The sequence below is a fragment of the Pseudomonas sp. 21615526 genome, assembly GCF_013386245.1.
Taxonomy (GTDB): Bacteria; Pseudomonadota; Gammaproteobacteria; order Pseudomonadales; family Pseudomonadaceae; genus Aquipseudomonas.
Genome location: NZ_JACAOM010000141.1, coordinates 1 through 18,736 on the forward strand (window position 1 = coordinate 1; position 18,736 = coordinate 18,736).

Below are 18,736 nucleotides of genomic sequence, written 5' to 3' on the forward strand. Positions count from 1 at the left end.
AAATCGCAGGCAATAAAAAACCGACCCTGGGGTCGGTTTTTTAACAAGCTTATCGCTTAGGCTGCAGCAGCAAGGTTCAGAGCCTTGATGTGGCCATTCAGACGACCTTTATGGCGAGCAGCTTTGTTCTTGTGGATGATGCCTTTATCGGCCATACGGTCGATAACTGGCACAGCCAGAACGTAAGCAGCTTGAGCTTTTTCAGCGTCTTTTGCGTCAATGGCTTTAACTACATTCTTGATGTAGGTACGAACCATGGAACGCAGGCTGGCGTTGTGGCTGCGACGCTTCTCAGCCTGTTTTGCACGTTTTTTGGCGGAAGGTGTGTTGGCCACCGTCGAGCTCCTCGAAAGACTTTTTAGGAAATAGCAAACAAAATAGGCCGCGAATCATGCCGATGAGTTGAAGTCTTGTCAAGGGCGTGTGATGCGAACTGCTGAGTGGTCGATCTTAAGAGGCGGGTGATTTATTTCCGGCGCTTGACCTGTAAACTCGCGAGCTTTGGCTCTGTGCTTGTTGCAGGCGCGGAGTATCGCATATGTGGGCCGTTTGTTCGCCTGCTCTTTATCTATAGGCAAAAACTCTTTCAATGAATCTGCTCAAATCGTTGGCCGCTGTCAGCTCTATCACTATGATTTCCCGGGTTCTGGGGTTTGTGCGTGACACGCTGCTGGCGCGTATTTTTGGCGCTAGCATGGCCACGGATGCCTTCTTTATTGCCTTTAAACTGCCCAACCTGCTGCGGCGGATCTTCGCCGAGGGGGCTTTTTCCCAGGCATTCGTGCCGATTCTGGCGGAGTACAAGGCCCAGCAAGGCGAGGAGGCGACCCGCACCTTCATTGCCTATGTTTCGGGTTTGCTGACGTTGGTGCTGACGCTGGTGACGATCGCCGGGATGCTCGCCGCGCCCTGGGTGATCTGGGCCACGGCACCCGGTTTTGCCAATACACCGGAAAAATTCGCCCTGACCACTGATCTGTTGCGGGTGACCTTTCCTTATATATTGCTGATTTCCCTGTCGTCCCTGGCCGGGGCGATCCTCAATACCTGGAACCGTTTCTCGGTGCCGGCCTTCGTGCCGACCCTGCTTAACGTCAGCATGATTATTTTTGCGCTGTTCCTGACACCGTATTTCGATCCGCCTGTGATGGCCCTCGGCTGGGCGGTCCTGGCTGGTGGCCTGGCACAACTGCTGTACCAGCTGCCGCACCTGAAGAAAATCGGCATGCTCGTGCTGCCGCGTTTGAATCTCAAGGACACCGGCGTCTGGCGGGTGATGCGCAACATGCTGCCGGCCATCCTCGGGGTTTCCGTCAGCCAGATTTCCCTGATCATCAACACCGCCTTCGCCTCGCTGCTGGTCTCGGGTTCGGTGTCGTGGATGTACTACGCCGACCGTCTGATGGAATTGCCGTCCGGCGTGCTCGGCGTGGCACTCGGCACCATCCTGCTGCCAACGCTGTCGCGCACCTATGCCAGCAAAGACCGCCACGAATATTCGCGGATTCTCGACTGGGGCCTGCGCCTGTGCTTCGTGCTGGTGCTGCCGTGTGCCGTGGCCCTGGGGTTGCTCGCCGAGCCACTGACGGTCGCGCTGTTCCAGTACGGCCAGTTCACTGCGTTTGACGCCTCGATGACCCAGCGTGCGCTGATCGCCTATTCCGTCGGCCTGCTGGGCATTATCGTGATCAAGGTGCTGGCCCCCGGCTTTTATGCTCAACAAAACATCCGTACCCCGGTAAGGATCGCAATCTTCACCCTGGTGGTTACCCAACTGCTCAACCTGGCGTTCATCGGTCCGCTGAAGCATGCCGGGCTGGCGCTGGCGATCAGTGTGGGGGCCTGCATCAACGCCGGGCTGCTGTTTTATCAGCTGCGTAAACAGAAAATGTTCCAGCCTCAGGCGGGCTGGGGCTCGTTTGCGCTCAAGTTGGTGGTGGCGGTGGGGACGATGGCCGCGGTACTGCTGGGCCTGATGCACTTCATGCCGGCCTGGGAGCAGGGCCATATGCTCGAGCGCTTCATGCGCCTGGGAGCGTTGGTGGCGGCTGGTGTGCTGGTGTACTTCGGCATGTTGCTGCTGATGGGCTTCCGCTTGCGGGATTTCAATCGCAAGTCGCTGAGCTAGAGACTTTTCGTCGATAAGACGGTTGTTTTATCGATTCGCGCAAATGGCCTGCGCTGTTGCCTGTCGTCCGGGGCCGGGTGTGGTTATAATCGACCACTTTATGAGCAAGAAGCGCGTTATGCAGCTGGTTCGAGGTCTCCACAACCTGCGCCCCCAGCATCGGGGCTGCGTCGCCACTATTGGCAACTTTGACGGTGTTCACCGTGGCCACCAGGCTATCCTGGCCCGCCTGCGTGAGCGTGCGGTTGAGTTGGGCGTGCCCAGCTGCGTGGTGATTTTTGAACCACAGCCGCGAGAATTCTTTACCCCGCAGACGGCGCCGGCGCGTCTGGCCCGCCTGCGGGACAAGCTGCAACTGCTGGCTGAAGAAGGTGTGGACCGCGTCCTCTGCCTGGCTTTCAACCAGCGCTTGCGCAGCCTCAGCGCCGCCGAGTTCGTCGACCGTATCCTGGTGGACGGCCTCGGCGTGCAGCATCTGGAGGTCGGCGACGACTTCCGTTTCGGTTGCGACCGGGTAGGGGATTTCGATTTCCTGCAGCAGGCCGGCGTCACCCAGGGTTTTACCGTCGAAGCCGCGCAAACCGTCGAACTGGACGGCCTGCGCGTGAGCAGTACCCAGGTGCGTAACGCCCTGGCCGCTGCCGACTTCGCCTTGGCCGAGCGTTTGCTCGGTCGCCCGTTCCGGATTGCCGGGCGGGTGCTGCACGGCCAGAAGCTGGCGCGCCAACTGGGCACGCCAACCGCCAACGTGCAGCTCAAGCGCCGTCGTGTGCCACTGACCGGGGTTTACCTGGTGAGTGTCGACATCGACGGCCAATCGTGGCCCGGAGTCGCCAACATAGGCGTCAGGCCCACGGTTGCAGGTGATGGCAAAGCCCACCTGGAAGTTCACCTTTTGGATTTTGCCGGTGATTTGTATGACCGGCGTTTGACGGTGGCTTTCCACCAAAAGCTGCGTGAAGAGCAGCGTTTCGCCTCCCTGGAGGCGTTGAAAACGGCGATCAATGCGGATGTCGCCGCCGCCCGTGCACTAGCCGCACCTAGCGCCCATCGCTAATGAAGAGCCTTAAATGACCGACTATAAAGCCACGCTAAACCTTCCGGACACCGCCTTCCCAATGAAGGCCGGCCTGCCACAGCGCGAACCGCAGATCCTGCAGCGCTGGGACAGTATTGGCCTGTACGGAAAGTTGCGCGAGATTGGCAAGGATCGTCCGAAATTCGTCCTGCACGACGGCCCTCCTTATGCCAACGGCACGATTCACATCGGTCATGCGCTGAACAAGATTCTCAAGGACATGATCATCCGCTCGAAAACCCTTTCGGGTTTCGACGCGCCTTATGTCCCGGGCTGGGACTGCCACGGCCTGCCGATTGAACACAAGGTCGAAGTGACCTACGGCAAGAACCTGGGCGCGGATAAAACCCGCGAACTGTGCCGTGCCTACGCCACCGAGCAGATCGAAGGGCAGAAGTCCGAATTCATCCGCCTGGGTGTGTTGGGCGACTGGGCCAACCCGTACAAGACCATGAACTTCAAGAACGAGGCCGGTGAAATCCGTGCCTTGGCCGAAATCGTCAAGGGCGGTTTCGTGTTCAAGGGCCTCAAGCCCGTGAACTGGTGCTTCGATTGCGGCTCGGCCCTGGCTGAAGCCGAAGTCGAGTACGAAGACAAGAAGTCCTCGACCATCGACGTGGCCTTCCCGATCGCCGACGAAGCCAAACTGGCGCAAGCCTTCGGTCTGGCGAGCCTGGCCAAGCCAGCCTCTATTGTGATCTGGACCACCACCCCGTGGACCATCCCGGCCAACCAGGCGCTGAACGTGCACCCGGAATTCACCTACGCCCTGGTGGACGTCGGTGACAAACTGCTGGTGCTGGCTGAAGAGCTGGTGGAGGCGTGCCTGGCCCGCTACAACCTGCAAGGCTCGGTGATCGCGACCACTACCGGGTCCGCGCTGGAACTGATCAACTTCCGTCACCCGTTCTACGACCGCCTGTCGCCAATCTACCTGGCCGAGTACGTTGAACTGGGCGCCGGCACCGGCGTGGTTCACTGCTCGCCTGCCTATGGCGTAGACGACTTCGTGATCTGCAAGCAGTACGGCCTGGTCAACGACGACATCATCAATCCCGTGCAAAGCAACGGCGTGTACGTGCCGTCCCTGGAATTCTTCGGTGGCCAGTTCATCTTCAAGGCCAACCCGGCGATCGTCGACAAGCTGGCGGAAGTCGGTGCGCTGCTGCACACCGAAACCATCACCCACAGCTACATGCACTGCTGGCGTCACAAGACCCCGCTGATCTACCGTGCCACTGCGCAGTGGTTTATCGGTATGGACAAAGAGCCGACCAGCGGCGAAACCCTGCGCAAGCGTGCGATCAAGGCGATCGAAGACACCAAGTTCGTTCCGGCCTGGGGCCAGGCGCGCCTGCACTCGATGATCGCCAACCGTCCGGACTGGTGCATCTCCCGCCAGCGCAACTGGGGCGTGCCGATCCCGTTCTTCCTGAACAAGGAAAGCGGCGAGTTGCACCCACGTACCGTCGAGCTGATGGAAGAGGTTGCCCAGCGCGTTGAACAAGAGGGCATCGAAGCCTGGTTCAAGCTGGACGCCGCCGAGCTGCTGGGCGACGAAGCGCCGCTGTACGACAAGATCAGCGACACCCTCGACGTCTGGTTCGACTCGGGTACCACCCACTGGCACGTACTGCGCGGCTCGCACCCGATGGGCCATGAGACCGGCCCGCGTGCCGACCTGTACCTGGAAGGTTCGGACCAACACCGTGGCTGGTTCCACTCCTCGCTGCTGACCGGTTGCGCGATCGACGATCACGCCCCGTACCGCGAGCTGCTGACCCACGGTTTCACCGTCGACGAGAACGGTCGCAAGATGTCCAAGTCCCTGGGCAACGTGATCGCGCCGCAAAAGGTCAACGACACCCTGGGCGCCGACATCATGCGCCTGTGGGTCGCCTCTACCGATTATTCGGGCGAGATGGCCGTTTCCGAGCAGATCCTGCAGCGCAGCGCCGATGCCTACCGCCGGATCCGTAATACCGCACGCTTCATGCTGTCGAACCTGACCGGTTTCAACCCGGCCACCGACATCCTGCCGGCCGAGGAAATGCTCGCCCTGGACCGTTGGGCCGTGGACCGTACCCTGTTGCTGCAGCGCGAGCTGCAAGAGCACTACGGCGAATACCGCTTCTGGAACGTCTACTCGAAGATCCACAACTTCTGCGTGCAGGAGTTGGGTGGTTTCTACCTCGACATCATCAAGGACCGCCAGTACACCACCGGCGCCAACAGCAAGGCCCGCCGTTCGGCGCAGACCGCGCTGTACCACATCTCTGAAGCGCTGGTGCGCTGGATCGCCCCGATCCTGGCATTCACCGCCGACGAACTGTGGGAATACCTGCCGGGCGAGCGGAACGAGTCCGTGATGCTCAACACCTGGTACGAAGGCCTGACCGAATTGCCGGCCGACTTCGAGCTGGGCCGCGAGTACTGGGAAGGCGTAATGGCCGTCAAGGTTGCCGTGAACAAGGAGCTGGAAGTGCAGCGCGCGGCGAAGGCCGTTGGCGGCAACCTGCAGGCCGAAGTCACGCTGTTTGCCGAGGAAGGCCTGACCGCTGACCTGGCCAAGCTGAGCAACGAACTGCGCTTCGTCCTGATCACCTCGACCGCCAGCCTGGCGCCGTTTGCCCAGGCGCCTGCAGACGCAGTCGCGACCGAAGTCCCGGGTCTCAAGCTCAAGGTGGTCAAGTCCTCCTTCGCCAAGTGCGCCCGTTGCTGGCACTGCCGTGAAGATGTCGGCGTGAACCCCGAGCATCCGGAAATCTGCGGTCGCTGTGTCGACAACATCTCTGGCGCTGGCGAGGTTCGTCACTATGCCTGAAGCCAGTCGTTTTGGACGCCTGGGCTTGCTCGTGTTGAGCGTGCTGGTGCTGGTCATTGACCAGCTCAGCAAGGCTCACTTCGAAGGCGCCCTGGAGATGTACCAGCAGATCGTGGTGATTCCCGACTACTTCAGCTGGACCCTGGCCTACAACACCGGCGCTGCGTTCAGCTTCTTGGCTGACAGCTCCGGCTGGCAGCGCTGGCTGTTTGCCCTGATCGCCGTGGTGGTCAGTGCCGTGCTGGTAGTCTGGCTCAAGCGCCTGGGGCGTAACGACACCTGGCTGGCCGTTGCGTTGGCGCTGGTGCTGGGTGGCGCATTGGGCAACCTCTACGACCGCATTGCCCTGGGCCATGTGATCGACTTTATTCTGGTGCATTGGCAGAACCGCTGGTACTTCCCGGCGTTCAACTTTGCCGACAGCGCCATCACCGTCGGTGCAATCATGCTGGCGTTGGATATGTTCAAAAGCAAGAAAACCGGAGAGACCGTTCATGACTGAACAGGTATTGGCTGAGCAACGCATTGGCCAGAACACGGAAGTCACCTTGCATTTCGCATTGCGCCTGGAGAATGGCGACACGGTCGACAGCACGTTCGACAAGGCCCCGGCGACCTTCAAGGTCGGCGACGGCAACCTGCTGCCGGGTTTCGAAGCGGCACTGTTCGGTTTCAAGGCCGGCGACAAGCGCAACCTGCAGATCCTGCCGGAAAACGCCTTTGGCCAGTCCAACCCGCAAAACGTGCAGATCATCCCGCGTTCGCAGTTCCAGGACATGGAGCTGTCGGAAGGCTTGCTGGTGATCTTCAACGATGCGGCGAATACCGAGCTGCCGGGTGTGGTGAAAGCCTTTGATGACGCGCAAGTGACCATCGACTTCAACCACCCGTTGGCCGGGAAAACCTTGACCTTTGATGTTGAAATCATCGACGTTAAAGCGCTGTAACTAACGAAATCGGCCTACTGCAGGGGCGAGCTTGTTGGGGCTGCTTCGCGGCCCAGCGGGAGCAAGCGCCCTCGCCACACAAGCTCGATCCTACAGGGCAAGACACGAGGCACAGCATGCAAATCAAACTCGCCAACCCCCGTGGCTTCTGCGCCGGCGTGGACCGGGCGATCGAAATCGTCAACCGCGCCCTGGAAGTTTTCGGGCCGCCGATTTACGTGCGCCATGAAGTCGTCCACAACAAGTTTGTGGTCGAAGACCTGCGCAGCCGCGGGGCCATCTTCGTTGAAGAACTGGACCAGGTGCCGGACGACGTTATCGTCATCTTCAGCGCTCACGGCGTTTCCCAGGCGGTACGCACCGAAGCAGCAGGCCGTGGCCTGAAAGTGTTCGACGCCACCTGCCCGCTGGTGACCAAGGTGCACATCGAGGTCGCGCGCTACAGCCGTGATGGTCGTGAATGCATCCTGATCGGCCACGCCGGTCACCCGGAAGTCGAAGGCACCATGGGCCAGTACGATGGCAGCAATGGTGGGGCGATCTACCTGGTGGAAGACGAAAAAGACGTCGCTGCATTGCAGGTGCACAACCCTGAAAAGCTGGCTTTCGTTACCCAGACCACCTTGTCCATGGACGACACCAGCCGCGTCATCGATGCCTTGCGCTCGCGCTTCCCGGCCATCGGCGGTCCACGCAAGGATGACATCTGCTACGCCACCCAGAACCGCCAGGATGCGGTCAAGCAATTGGCCGACGAATGCGATGTTGTGCTGGTGGTGGGGAGCCCCAACAGCTCCAACTCCAACCGCCTGCGCGAACTGGCCGAGCGCATGGCCACCCCGGCCTACCTGATCGATGGTGCCGAAGACATGCAGCGCAGCTGGTTCGACGGTGTCGAACGCATTGGCATCACTGCCGGAGCCTCGGCCCCGGAAGTCCTGGTGCGTGGCGTTATTCAGCAACTGCAGGCCTGGGGCGCCACGGGCGCTGATGAACTGGCTGGCCGTGAAGAGAACATCACTTTCTCCATGCCCAAGGAGCTGCGGGTTCGTTCGCTGCTCTGAGGCCCGGAGTGCCGGCATAGCCCCGGCACAAAGCCTGCTCGGTCTTGTTACTGCGCAGGCTGATACGCCCGCTGGCGGCCAGCACTATTTGATACAGGCTCAGTTGCTGGTCCGTCGCACACACGTGGACGGTGCCGGCGCTGAATGCCCCTGCTGACAGCAGCGGTTCACCCAGGCTGCTGAAGCGTATCTGGGTTCTCACCGGCGTATTCCCCACAATCGGTATCTGCCCACTGTCCTGGCGCTCCAGCAGCACCGGGTTTTTGTCGTCCAGATGGCCGCGACCGTTCAGGTCCAGTATCACCCTCCAGCCCCGGCTCCAGTCATCGTCCAATGCATGGATAACCACCGTGCGATTGCGTGCGATGGCTTCTGTGCGGGCATAACGCAGTCCGCCGGCAAGGGATTCGGCGGCGCTCTGGCGTCGTTGCGACTCGAGCAGCCCCTTGAGGCTCGGCACTGCCAGATTGGCCAGGATGCCGCTCAGGAACAGGCCGAGTATCAGCTCAATCAGCGAGAAACCTCGTTGTTTCATGGGCCGTCCCTCCGTGGACGCGGTGTGCTTTTTCAGTCGGTGCCGGATGGCAGACATAGTTATAGCGCCCAGTCCGGCGGGTCGAATGGTGGCCATTCTGTCCAAAGTATTTCGCTTTGTTCCGGGGGGCAGCGCCCAGGCAATACCGGCGCTAGTCTTGCGTCGCACAGCAGGTTTGCGCTGCTTTCTGATGACCTTCGACATGGATGGCGATGGTAATGAACGCTTTTCCCGTAACGCCCCACCCGCAACCGACCCAGGCCGGAATGACGCTGATCGAGGTCCTGGTATCTGTGCTGATCCTCGCTGTCGGCCTGCTAGGGGCGGCAGTCATTCAGCTCAATGCATTGAAATATACCGACAGTTCCAGGATGACCAGTCAGGCCAGTTTCATTGCCTACGACATGCTCGACCGGATCCGCGCCAATTCGGGTGCTGATTACTCCTGGGGCCAGGGTGAACGCGCGCCCTCCAGCACCTCGGTCGCGAGTGTGCGTGATCTGGACCTGCACGACTTTGAAGCGAATATCGCCGGGTTCGCCGGGGAAAGCGCCAAGGGGTCGGTTGCGGTCAATCAGCGAGAAGTGACCATCAGCATCAGTTGGGACGACTCCCGTGGAGCGAAGGCTCAAGGCACTCGGGAAACATTCACCCTGACCAGCCGGATTGCAGTCGACCCGAGGGTGTTGCCATGAGAGGTCCAGTGTGCGGTTTCAGCTTGGTAGAGATGCTGCTGGCATTGGCCCTCGGCCTGATGTTGATCCTGGGGGTGACCCAGATTGCACTCAGCTCCCGAACCACTTATGCCAGCCAGAGTGCGGCTTCGCTGTTGCAGGATGATGCACGGTTCGCCCTTGGCAAGCTGATTCAGGAAATACGCCAGGCGGGCATGTTTGGCTGCTTGTCCGCTGCATCAATCAGCAACGCTCCCGCAGGTTTTGATCGTCCCATTGGATGGGGTACCACCGGCAGTTCCCGGTCCCTGACGCTGGTGACCGCCGACGTCGGGGAGGGTGGCAGCAAGCCGGACTGGACGGTGCTTTCCGATTGCACCGGTTCTGCCCACGCCTATGTTGGAAGCGCGCCGGCAGCGACGCCCGGGCAAATCCATTTCCCTCTGCGCAAGCTGACCTACACCTTTGAGGGCGGGCAGTTGAAGTTCAGCACGCTGGCGGCCCCGAGCAAAGCGGTGCTGGTGGATAACGTGGGGGCATTCGATATCAGTTTCGGCGTGGCCGACAAGCCTGGCTCAACGGTTGTCAGCCGATATGACCCCAACCCCGGCGATGAGTCGCTCATCCGCAGCGTGCGGATTCTGCTGACACTTCAGGATCCAAATGGGTTGGTGAAAGACCAGGCCTACAGCGTGGTCGCGGCACTACGTAATCGCCTGGAGTAGTGTGCCCATGGGTTATTACCTCTCCCGTTCGAGGCAGGCAGGCATGGTTTTGCTGATCAGCCTGGTATTCCTGCTGCTGTTGGCACTCCTCGGATTGTCTTCGATGCAGGGAGCAATCTCGCAAGAAAAAATTACCGGCAGCCTTCGGCAGCGCAACCAGTCGTTTCAGCAGGCCGAAAGCGGCCTCAGGCTTGGCGAGTCTTTGGTGCAGGCGTCAGGTTTCGCCCTGCGCCCTTGCCACTCGACGGCTGCGTGCGCGCCACCTGCCGAATCGGTTTCGGTAGTGGGGCCGGGGACGAATCCCGTATCGACTGTGACCTGGATAGGGATGAAAGACGGCGTCTACGGTATTCAAAACCTGGGGCCGGGAACGGGTTTTGCTCAGCTCCCGGCAGAGGCCCAGGCCACGGTCTATCGCGTGACATCAGTGGGCGTCAGTGGGCACTCACGCTCCGTCCTGGAGTCTGTGTATGCCCGTGTGGGCAGCGGACCCGGCGAGCGTTTCCGAAGAATCATGTGGCGACAACTTCAATAAGTGAGCAGCGCGATGGGCAAGGATTGCACAGGCTTCACCCTGATCGAATTACTGATCGCCGTGGCGATCGTCGGACTCCTGGCGGGCGTCGCCTATCCCGGGTATCTCAGCCATATGAAAAAGGTCTATCGCGCGGAAATTGCCGGGTTGCTGAGTGAGCAGGCACAGTACCTTGAGCGCTATTACGCGAGGAACGGCACTTTTATTGATGCAACTGGCGTCATCGCCGGCAATGATCGCTATAGAATCACCCCTGCATTGAACCCTCAGGATTTCGTTCTGCTTGCCACGCCGGCAATTGACTCGGTGATGGCGGGCGATCCCTGTGCCGCCTTCAGCCTGAGCAGTACCGGTGCGCGAAGCAATCCGGGAGCCGCGCCTGATATGACGCGCAAGGCGTGCTGGGGGCAATGATGAGGAAGCTGGACGATTGGGCGCCGGGCGTGCCTTTTTCTTTTTATCGGCTGGATCGAACAATGGCTAAGCAACAGCAAGTAGTGGTTGTGGGTGGTGGGGTAATCGGGTTGTTGACGGCGTTCAACCTGGCGACCCAAGGGCAAGCGGTTGTGTTGCTGGATCGTTCGGCGGTCGGTCAGGAGTCTTCCTGGGCCGGCGGCGGCATTGTCTCCCCGCTCTACCCGTGGCGCTACAGCCCGGCCGTGACGGCCCTGGCGCACTGGTCCCAGGATTTTTACCCGCAACTGGCAGAGCGTCTGTTCGCGGCTACTGGCATTGACCCGGAAGTTCACACCACCGGCCTGTATTGGCTGGACCTGGATGATGAAACCGAGGCGCTTGCCTGGGCAGCCCGCGAAGGGCGCCCGCTGAGCAAGGTGGATGTTTCAGCTGCCCATGACGCTGTGCCGGTGCTGGGTGCCGGGTTTTCCCAGGCGATCTATATGGCGGATGTGGCCAATGTGCGTAATCCGCGGTTGGTCAAATCCCTCAAGGCGGCCTTGTTGGCCCTGCCGGGCGTGACGATTCACGAGCAGTGTGCGGTTGATGGGTTTATTCAGCAGGGCGGCAAGGTTGTTGGGGTGAATACGGCGCTCGGGCCGATCCATGGCGATCAGGTAGTGCTGGCCGCCGGCGCCTGGAGCGGTGAGTTGCTGGGCCGCCTGGGGCTTGAGTTGCCCGTGGAGCCGGTCAAGGGGCAGATGATCTTGTACAAGTGTGCGTCGGACTTCTTGTCGTGCATGGTCCTGGCCAAGGGGCGTTATGCGATTCCCCGGCGGGATGGGCACATTCTGATTGGTAGCACGCTGGAGCACGAGGGGTTCGACAAGACGCCCACCGACTCTGCACTGGAAAGCCTGAAAGCCTCTGCCGTCGAGTTGATTCCGGCCCTGGCCGATGCCGAAGTGGTGGGGCATTGGGCCGGTTTGCGGCCCGGCTCGCCGGAGGGCATTCCGTATATTGGCAAGGTGCCAGGTTTCGACGGGCTGTGGCTCAACTGCGGGCATTACCGCAACGGCCTGGTGCTGGCGCCGGCGTCCTGCCAACTGTTTGCCGATTTGTTGCTGGGGCATGAGCCGATCATTGATCCGGCCCCGTATGCGCCGGCAGGCCGAATCAACGCTGGATAGATTTCGGCCCTTGCTCCAGATGCGCCTGGGTGCAATACCATTCCTGGCGCAGGCTCAAGGCTCGATCCTGTGGCAGGTGAAGGCCACAGTGGGCGCAACGAACCATCTGGATCGGGCCCTGTTCGCTGGGCCGCTGCTGTTTGGCGGCCGGACTTTTGAATTTGCGCCAAAACCATACCGCGGCAGCAATAACGGCGATCCAGAACAGTAGACGAACCATGGTGGGCAGCTTCTCGACAAGGAATCCCGCAGTTTAGCCAAGGACGTGATGGGCGCACAGCGCAATTATGCAGCGCAATAAAAAAGGGAGCTCCGAAGAGCTCCCTTTTTGCATCGCGGCGAACAATCAGTCAAAGATACCGAAAGTCATGTAGCTGAACCACGAGCGATCTTCGTTGTTGCCCAGGGCTTGAGGCCCTTGCTCTTCGATGATGTCGCCGTTTTCGTCACGCGGCTTGAGGTCCGATGGAATCGAATCCTTGGCGTCCTGGTATTGCTTGATGATGTCCTGGTTGGCGCGGGTTTCGCCCGGCGGCAGCGGTGGACGGGACTCGATCAGGCCCAGGGTGTACTTGCTCAACCACGAGCGGTTGTCCGCTTCGGCAACCTGCGGTACGAACTGGCCGTCCTTCAGGCTTGGGTGGTCCGGGTAGTTGAGCTTCAGGGTTTCCAGGCTGGTGGCCGCCAGGGCGTCCAGGTGCAGGCGCTGGTAAGCCTCGGTCATCACGGCCAGGCCGTCACCCACCGATGGGGTTTCCTGGAAGTTTTCCACTACGTAACGGCCACGGTTCGCGGCAGCGACATACGCCTGGCGGGTCAGGTAGTAGTCGGCTACGTGGATCTCGTAGGAAGCCAGCAGGTTGCGCAGGTAGATCATGCGCTGCTTGGCGTCCGGCGCGTAGCGGCTGTTGGGGTAGCGGCTGGTCAGCTGGGCGAACTCGTTGTAGGAGTCGCGGGCAGCGCCCGGGTCACGCTTGGTCATGTCCAGCGGCAGGAAGCGCGCCAGCAGGCCAACGTCCTGGTCAAACGAGGTCAGGCCCTTGAGGTAGTAGGCGTAGTCCACGTTCGGATGCTGCGGGTGCAGGCGGATAAAACGCTCGGCGGCGGACTTGGCAGCTTCCGGCTCGGCGTTCTTGTAGTTGGCGTAGATCAGCTCGAGCTGGGCCTGGTCGGCGTAACGCCCGAACGGATACCGCGACTCCAGTGCCTTCAGTTTTGCCGTGGCGCTGGTGTAGCTGTGGTTGTTCAGGTCGGTCTGAGCTTGTTGGTACAGCTCGACCTCGCTCAGGTTTTCGTCGACGACTTCCTTTGTTGACGAGCAAGCAGCAGTCATGGCGAGGATGGCGATCAGCAGCAGGTGTTTCACTTGCATGGCGGCTTGCGTCCCTATGACGGCCGCTGTCTTGGGCGGGGCCGTCCTGTTATGATGAGCGCCCCTTGGAAAGCCTCGGGGCAAAAGACGCCGTATTTAACCACAAGCGCGCAGCCGAAACCAAAGGCTGTGCCACGCCTAGTCTGAGCATGTCCGATAAAATTGAACTTCGCGCAGAGGTGCCGTCCGAATTGGGCGGCCAACGCCTCGATCAAGTCGCCGCACAATTATTCGCTGAGCACTCGCGCTCGCGCCTTTCCGCCTGGATCAAAGACGGCCGCCTGACTGTGGATGGAGCGGTTATCCGCCCGCGAGACATAGTCCATGGTGGTGCGATTCTTGAGCTGACTGCCGAGCAGGAAGCCCAGGGAGAATGGATCGCCCAGGACATTGAACTGGACATCGTCTACGAAGACGACGACATCCTGGTGATCAACAAACCTGCCGGCCTGGTGGTTCACCCGGCCGCCGGCCACGCTGATGGCACGCTGCTCAATGCCTTGTTGCACCACGTGCCGGACATCATCAATGTCCCGCGCTGCGGCATCGTGCACCGCCTGGACAAGGACACCACCGGCCTCATGGTGGTAGCCAAGACCATTCAGGCGCAGACGCAGCTGGTCACACAACTGCAGAGCCGCAGCGTCAGCCGGATCTACGAATGCATCGTGATCGGCGTGGTAACCGCCGGTGGCAAAATCAATGCCCCGATCGGCCGCCACGGCCAGCAGCGCCAGCGCATGGCGGTGATGGAAGGCGGCAAGCAAGCCGTCAGCCACTACCGCGTGCTTGAGCGTTTCCGCTCCCACACTCACGTGCGGGTAAAGCTGGAAACCGGTCGTACCCACCAGATTCGGGTGCACATGGCGCACATCAACTTCCCGTTGGTCGGAGATCCGGCCTACGGTGGGCGCTTCCGCATTCCGCCGGCGGCCAGTGCAACCATGGTTGATTCGCTGAAAACCTTCCCGCGCCAGGCGCTGCATGCACGCTTCCTGGAGCTGGATCATCCGACGAGCGGTAAACGGATGAGCTGGGAATCGCCACTCCCAGACGATTTTGTCTGGTTGTTGTCGCTGCTCAAGCAGGATCGCGAGGCGTTTATCGGATGAGTGACTGGCTGATTCCTGACTGGCCCGCGCCGGCCGGGGTGAAAGCCTGCGTTACTACCCGTGCGGGCGGCGTCAGCGTGGCGCCGTTCGACAGCCTAAATCTCGGCGATCATGTCGAGGACAGCCTCGATGCCGTGCTCGAAAATCGCCGTCGTCTCTGCGCTGCCTTCAATATCCAGCCCGCCTGGTTGCGCCAGGTTCACGGTGTGGTTGTCGTCGAGGCGGATCCCGGCCGGACTGCCGAAGCCGATGGCAGTTGGACCAGCACTCCGGGCATCGCCTGCACTTCGATGACGGCTGATTGCCTGCCTGCCTTGTTTTGCAATCGCGCCGGTACCCGCGTCGCGGCAGCCCATGCCGGCTGGCGTGGCCTGGCCGCTGGCGTATTGGAAGCGACCGTTGAAAGCCTGGATACCGAGCCTGCCGACGTATTGGTGTGGCTGGGGCCGGCCATCGGTCCGCAAGCCTTTGAAGTCGGCCCGGAAGTGCGTGAAGCCTTTATGCAGCAACTTCCGGAAACGATTGAGGCGTTCGTGCCCAGTCAGAACCCGGGCAAGTTCATGGCCGACATTTACCAACTGGCTCGCCTGCGGCTTGCCGCCCGCGGCGTCACTGCCGTGTACGGTGGTGGCTTGTGCACCGTGACGGATCCCCGCTTCTATTCCTACCGTCGCAGCCCGCGCACCGGTCGGTTTGCCTCCCTTGTCTGGCTTGAACGCTAGACTCCTTTGACTTGGGTCAATCCTGACGCAAGTCAGCGGTCGCCCGCTTGAATCTTCCAGAATCCACCCCATCTATAAGGGTATCTGGCAGGTTTCTTCATTCAGGATGTGTTTGTTCATAGCTCCGGCCTGCTCAAAAGGAAGGTGACTAATGCGTATTGATCGTTTAACCAGCAAATTGCAGTTGGCTTTATCTGACGCCCAATCTCTGGCGGTTGGCCTGGATCATCCGGCCATCGAGCCTGCGCACTTGATGCAAGCGCTCCTGGAGCAGCAAGGCGGTTCCATCAAACCCTTGCTGATGCAGGTGGGCTTCGACGTCAACAGCCTGCGCAAGGAGTTGAGCAAAGAGCTCGACCAACTGCCGAAAATCCAAAACCCGACTGGCGACGTGAACATGTCCCAGGATCTGGCGCGTCTGCTTAACCAGGCGGATCGACTGGCGCAGCAAAAGGGTGACCAGTTCATCTCCAGTGAAGTGGTGCTGCTCGCCGCGATGGACGACAACAGCAAACTTGGCAAATTGTTGCTGGGCCAGGGCGTGAGCAAAAAAGCTCTGGAAAACGCCATCAACAACCTGCGCGGCGGCGAGGCGGTAAATGACCCTAACCACGAGGAGTCCCGCCAGGCGCTGGACAAATACACCGTCGACCTGACCAAGCGCGCCGAAGAAGGCAAGCTTGACCCGGTGATCGGTCGTGACGACGAAATTCGTCGCACCATCCAGGTCCTGCAGCGTCGCACCAAGAACAACCCGGTGCTGATCGGCGAACCTGGCGTGGGTAAAACCGCGATTGCCGAAGGCCTGGCCCAGCGCATCATCAATGGTGAAGTGCCGGACGGCCTTAAAGGCAAGCGCCTGCTGTCCCTGGACATGGGGTCGCTGATTGCCGGCGCCAAGTTCCGTGGCGAGTTCGAAGAGCGCCTCAAATCCCTGCTGAACGAACTGTCGAAGCAGGAAGGGCAGATCATTCTGTTTATCGACGAACTGCACACCATGGTCGGCGCCGGTAAAGGCGAAGGCTCGATGGACGCGGGCAACATGCTCAAGCCGGCACTGGCGCGGGGCGAGTTGCATTGCGTGGGTGCGACCACGCTGAACGAATACCGCCAGTACATCGAGAAGGACGCGGCCCTTGAGCGTCGCTTCCAGAAAGTATTGGTGGAAGAACCGAGCGAAGAAGACACCATCGCGATCCTGCGTGGCTTGAAAGAGCGGTATGAGGTCCACCATAAAGTCGCGATCACCGACGGTGCGATCATCGCGGCGGCGAAACTGAGCCATCGCTACATCACTGATCGGCAGTTGCCGGACAAGGCCATCGACTTGATCGACGAAGCGGCCAGCCGCATTCGGATGGAGATCGATTCGAAGCCCGAAGTGCTGGACCGTCTGGATCGGCGCCTGATTCAGCTGAAAGTTGAATCCCAGGCCCTGAAGAAAGAAGAAGACGAGCCGGCGAAGAAACGCCTGGAAAAACTCCAGGAAGAAATTGTTCGCCTGGAACGCGAGTATTCGGACCTCGAAGAAATCTGGACCTCGGAAAAAGCCGAAGTGCAGGGTTCTGCGCAGATCCAGCAAAAGATCGAGCAGTCCCGTCAGGAACTGGAAGCAGCCCGCCGTAAAGGCGACCTGAACCGCATGGCCGAGTTGCAGTACGGGGTGATACCGGACCTGGAGCGTAGCCTGCAGATGGTCGACCAGCACGGCAAGCCCGAGAACCAGCTGCTGCGCAGTAAGGTGACCGAGGAAGAAATCGCCGAAGTCGTCTCGAAGTGGACCGGTATCCCGGTGTCGAAAATGCTCGAAGGCGAGCGCGACAAGCTGCTGAAGATGGAAAGCCTGTTGCACCAGCGCGTCATCGGCCAGGAAGAGGCGGTGGTCGCGGTGTCCAACGCGGTGCGGCGTTCGCGGGCCGGGTTGTCCGACCCGAACCGTCCGAGCGGCTCGTTCATGTTCCTCGGCCCGACCGGCGTGGGCAAGACCGAGTTGTGCAAGGCCCTGGCCGAATTCCTCTTCGATACCGAAGAGGCGATGGTGCGGATCGATATGTCCGAGTTCATGGAGAAACATTCCGTGGCTCGCCTGATCGGGGCGCCACCAGGCTATGTAGGGTACGAGGAAGGCGGTTACCTGACCGAAGCGGTACGGCGCAAGCCTTACTCGGTGATCCTCCTGGACGAGGTCGAGAAGGCCCACCCGGATGTGTTCAACGTGTTGCTGCAAGTGCTGGAAGATGGCCGCCTGACGGACAGTCACGGGCGCACCGTGGACTTCCGCAATACGGTGATCGTGATGACCTCCAACCTGGGCTCGGTACAGATTCAGGAGCTGGTGGGTGACCGTGAGGCCCAGCGTGCAGCCGTAATGGACGCGCTGACCAGCCACTTCCGGCCGGAGTTCATCAACCGGGTCGACGAAGTGGTGATCTTCGAGCCTCTGGCGCGGGATCAGATCGCGGGCATTACCGAGATCCAGTTGGGCCGCCTGCGCAGCCGTCTGGCGGAGCGCGAGTTGTCCCTGGTGCTGAGCCGCGAGGCGTTGGACAAGCTGATCGCGGTTGGTTACGACCCGGTTTATGGCGCACGGCCGTTGAAACGTGCGATCCAGCGCTGGATCGAGAACCCGTTGGCGCAGCTGATCCTGTCGGGCAGCTTTATGCCGGGCACCAGCGTCGAGGCGACGGTGGAGAACGACGAAATCGTCTTCCACTAAGCCCAAGCGGTACTGCTATAAGAAGAGGCCCCGCATTGCGGGGCCTTTTTTTTCGATAGGGCGTTGAACTGTAAGGCAAAGGCTTGTAAAGTGCGCCCCGCAGCAACGTCAGCCCAACGGTTTCTTCTCCCCAAGGAGAAATCAGAAAGAAGCGCAAATCATTGTCTTAAAAGCAATTTAAAGGGTTGACAGGGGTTTTTAAGATTGTAGAATAGCGCGCCTCAGAGACACTAACGTAGCGATACGGAAGCGTCGAAGAGAAGGTAACATGCAACAACGTAACACTTTGAAATATGTAGTTCCGTGATAGCTCAGTCGGTAGAGCAAATGACTGTTAATCATTGGGTCCCAGGTTCGAGTCCTGGTCACGGAGCCAATTTCAAACCGGGGTATAGCGCAGTCCGGTAGCGCGCCTGCTTTGGGAGCAGGATGTCAGGAGTTCGAATCCCCTTACCCCGACCATATTTGGGTCGTTAGCTCAGTTGGTAGAGCAGTTGGCTTTTAACCAATTGGTCGTAGGTTCGAATCCCACACGACCCACCATTTTTGAGACCAGTTAACGCTGGAATCGAATCTTAAGATCAGAGGCCAAAAGCGCTGATCGAAGAAGGCGACTGAGAGGTCGCCTTTTTTTTACCGGGGTATAGCGCAGTCCGGTAGCGCGCCTGCTTTGGGAGCAGGATGTCAGGAGTTCGAATCCCCTTACCCCGACCATATT

18 protein-coding genes and 4 tRNA genes are annotated in these 18,736 nt (G+C 60.2%); 18 read left to right on the forward strand and 4 right to left on the reverse strand.

Going from position 1 to position 18,736, the window contains the following annotated elements:
• Positions 1 to 56: 56 nt before the first annotated feature.
• Positions 57 to 335, reverse strand: a complete 279-nt coding sequence (gene rpsT / locus HX786_RS28415) for a 30S ribosomal protein S20 (protein ID WP_003215870.1) — start codon at positions 333 to 335, stop codon at positions 57 to 59.
• A gap of 254 nt (positions 336 to 589) precedes the next feature.
• Here rpsT and murJ point away from each other — a divergent pair, with 254 nt between their 5' ends.
• From murJ to ispH, 6 genes are all read left to right on the forward strand, one after another.
• A complete protein-coding gene (gene murJ, locus HX786_RS28420) occupies positions 590 to 2,128 on the forward strand; it encodes a murein biosynthesis integral membrane protein MurJ (protein WP_178912911.1) in 1,539 nt (512 codons plus the stop codon).
• A 118-nt stretch (positions 2,129 to 2,246) separates the two neighbouring features.
• A complete protein-coding gene (gene ribF, locus HX786_RS28425) occupies positions 2,247 to 3,185 on the forward strand; it encodes a bifunctional riboflavin kinase/FAD synthetase (protein WP_003215874.1) in 939 nt (312 codons plus the stop codon).
• A 13-nt stretch (positions 3,186 to 3,198) separates the two neighbouring features.
• Positions 3,199 to 6,030: an isoleucine--tRNA ligase gene (gene ileS, locus HX786_RS28430; RefSeq protein WP_008432838.1), complete on the forward strand. Its 2,832-nt coding sequence runs from the start codon at positions 3,199 to 3,201 to the stop codon at positions 6,028 to 6,030.
• The gene (lspA, locus tag HX786_RS28435) at positions 6,023 to 6,532 is read left to right on the forward strand and encodes a signal peptidase II (protein ID WP_003215877.1); all 510 of its coding nucleotides are present in this window, start codon (positions 6,023 to 6,025) and stop codon (positions 6,530 to 6,532) included. The genes ileS and lspA overlap by 8 nt, the downstream gene beginning before the upstream one ends.
• Before the next feature lie 7 nt (positions 6,533 to 6,539).
• Positions 6,540 to 6,977: an FKBP-type peptidyl-prolyl cis-trans isomerase gene (gene fkpB / locus HX786_RS28440; protein WP_178912912.1), complete on the forward strand. Its 438-nt coding sequence runs from the start codon at positions 6,540 to 6,542 to the stop codon at positions 6,975 to 6,977.
• A 116-nt stretch (positions 6,978 to 7,093) separates the two neighbouring features.
• The gene (gene ispH, locus HX786_RS28445; RefSeq protein WP_003215881.1) at positions 7,094 to 8,041 is read left to right on the forward strand and encodes a 4-hydroxy-3-methylbut-2-enyl diphosphate reductase; all 948 of its coding nucleotides are present in this window, start codon (positions 7,094 to 7,096) and stop codon (positions 8,039 to 8,041) included.
• Here the strand turns inward: ispH and HX786_RS28450 are convergent.
• Positions 7,995 to 8,576, reverse strand: a complete 582-nt coding sequence (locus HX786_RS28450) for a GspH/FimT family pseudopilin (protein ID WP_003215883.1) — start codon at positions 8,574 to 8,576, stop codon at positions 7,995 to 7,997. The genes ispH and HX786_RS28450 overlap by 47 nt on opposite strands.
• A 218-nt stretch (positions 8,577 to 8,794) precedes the next feature.
• On the opposite strand from HX786_RS28450, the gene pilV reads away from it, so the two are divergent.
• From pilV to thiO, 5 genes are all read left to right on the forward strand, one after another.
• Positions 8,795 to 9,271 (forward strand): type IV pilus modification protein PilV, encoded by a 477-nt coding sequence (gene pilV, locus HX786_RS28455; RefSeq protein ID WP_102369926.1) that lies wholly within the window; start codon positions 8,795 to 8,797, stop codon positions 9,269 to 9,271.
• On the forward strand, positions 9,268 to 9,975 hold the full coding sequence (locus HX786_RS28460; protein ID WP_102369925.1) for a PilW family protein: 708 nt from the start codon (positions 9,268 to 9,270) through the stop codon (positions 9,973 to 9,975). Before pilV ends, HX786_RS28460 begins: the two co-directional genes overlap by 4 nt.
• A 7-nt stretch (positions 9,976 to 9,982) precedes the next feature.
• Positions 9,983 to 10,510 carry a PilX N-terminal domain-containing pilus assembly protein gene (locus HX786_RS28465; protein WP_102605970.1) on the forward strand — a complete coding sequence of 176 codons (528 nt, stop codon included), beginning with the start codon at positions 9,983 to 9,985 and terminating at the stop codon, positions 10,508 to 10,510.
• Positions 10,511 to 10,522: 12 nt separating this feature from the next.
• Entirely contained in the window at positions 10,523 to 10,924 is a 402-nt protein-coding gene (locus HX786_RS28470; RefSeq protein WP_003215892.1) for a type IV pilin protein, read from the forward strand.
• 62 nt (positions 10,925 to 10,986) lie between these two features.
• The gene (gene thiO, locus HX786_RS28475) at positions 10,987 to 12,096 is read left to right on the forward strand and encodes a glycine oxidase ThiO (protein ID WP_003215894.1); all 1,110 of its coding nucleotides are present in this window, start codon (positions 10,987 to 10,989) and stop codon (positions 12,094 to 12,096) included.
• On the opposite strand, the gene HX786_RS28480 is transcribed toward thiO, so the two are convergent.
• Positions 12,083 to 12,316, reverse strand: a complete 234-nt coding sequence (locus tag HX786_RS28480) for a PP0621 family protein (protein ID WP_026078011.1) — start codon at positions 12,314 to 12,316, stop codon at positions 12,083 to 12,085. The two genes, thiO and HX786_RS28480, sit on opposite strands and share 14 nt — an antisense overlap.
• Before the next feature lie 126 nt (positions 12,317 to 12,442).
• Positions 12,443 to 13,468 (reverse strand): outer membrane protein assembly factor BamD, encoded by a 1,026-nt coding sequence (locus tag HX786_RS28485; RefSeq protein ID WP_102369923.1) that lies wholly within the window; start codon positions 13,466 to 13,468, stop codon positions 12,443 to 12,445.
• 149 nt (positions 13,469 to 13,617) lie between these two features.
• Here HX786_RS28485 and rluD point away from each other — a divergent pair, with 149 nt between their 5' ends.
• From rluD to HX786_RS28520, 7 genes are all read left to right on the forward strand, one after another.
• Entirely contained in the window at positions 13,618 to 14,580 is a 963-nt protein-coding gene (rluD, locus tag HX786_RS28490; RefSeq protein WP_003215899.1) for a 23S rRNA pseudouridine(1911/1915/1917) synthase RluD, read from the forward strand.
• Positions 14,577 to 15,302, forward strand: coding sequence for a peptidoglycan editing factor PgeF (pgeF, locus tag HX786_RS28495; protein ID WP_008432852.1), 726 nt, complete (start codon positions 14,577 to 14,579; stop codon positions 15,300 to 15,302). Before rluD ends, pgeF begins: the two co-directional genes overlap by 4 nt.
• 151 nt (positions 15,303 to 15,453) lie before the next feature.
• Positions 15,454 to 18,018: an ATP-dependent chaperone ClpB gene (clpB, locus tag HX786_RS28500; RefSeq protein WP_003215904.1), complete on the forward strand. Its 2,565-nt coding sequence runs from the start codon at positions 15,454 to 15,456 to the stop codon at positions 18,016 to 18,018.
• Positions 18,019 to 18,318: 300 nt separating this feature from the next.
• Positions 18,319 to 18,394, forward strand: a tRNA-Asn gene (locus HX786_RS28505).
• Between the two features lie 9 nt (positions 18,395 to 18,403).
• Positions 18,404 to 18,480 (forward strand) — tRNA-Pro (locus tag HX786_RS28510).
• Between the two features lie 5 nt (positions 18,481 to 18,485).
• A tRNA-Lys gene (locus tag HX786_RS28515) sits at positions 18,486 to 18,561 on the forward strand.
• 94 nt (positions 18,562 to 18,655) lie between these two features.
• A tRNA-Pro gene (locus tag HX786_RS28520) sits at positions 18,656 to 18,732 on the forward strand.
• Positions 18,733 to 18,736: the final 4 nt, after the last annotated feature.